The 643-nt window shown below is 55.1% G+C and carries 1 rRNA gene; it reads right to left on the bottom strand.

From position 1 onward, the window contains the following. A 16S ribosomal RNA gene (locus tag AB4039_RS42350) occupies nucleotides 1-643 on the bottom strand; the annotation flags it as partial.

Raw genomic sequence — 643 nt, 5'->3', positions numbered from 1 at the left:
CCAATGACCCTCCACGGTTGAGCCSGGGGMTTTCACATCAGACTTAWCRAACCGCCTGCGCRCGCTTTACGCCCARTAATTCCGRWYAACGCTYGCMMCCTACGTATTACCGCGGCTGCTGGCACGTAGTTAGCCGKGGCTTTCTTCTCAGGTACCGTCACCTTGGGAGCAGTTACTCTCCCAAGCATTCTTCCCTRRCAACAGAGYTTTACGATCCGAARACCTTCWTCACTCACGCGGCGTTGCTCCGTCAGACTTTCGTCCATTGCGGAAGATTCCCTACTGCTGCCTCCCGTAGGAGTTTGGGCCGTGTCTCAGTCCCAATGTGGCCGATCACCCTCTCAGGTCGGCTACGCATCGTCGCCTTGGTGAGCCRTTACCTCACCAACTAGCTAATGCGCCGCGGGTCCATCTGTAAGTGATAGCCGAAGCCATCTTTCAATCTCTCTCCATGCGGAGAGAAAAGTTATCCRGTATTAGCYCCGGTTTCCCGGAGTTATCCYAGTCTTACAGGCAGGTTACCCACGTGTTACTCACCCGTCCGCCGCTAACTGATCAAAAGCAAGCTCTTCATCAGTTCGCTCGACTTGCATGTATTAGGCACGCCGCCAGCGTTCGTCCTGAGCCAGGATCAAACTCTCCA

Origin of the sequence: Streptomyces sp. M-16 (assembly GCF_052114405.1) — a bacterium.
In the GTDB taxonomy this organism is placed as follows: Bacteria; Actinomycetota; Actinomycetes; order Streptomycetales; family Streptomycetaceae; genus Streptomyces.
The sequence above is the reverse complement of the archived record's forward strand: the minus strand, read 5'-3'. Positions and strand labels throughout refer to the sequence as shown.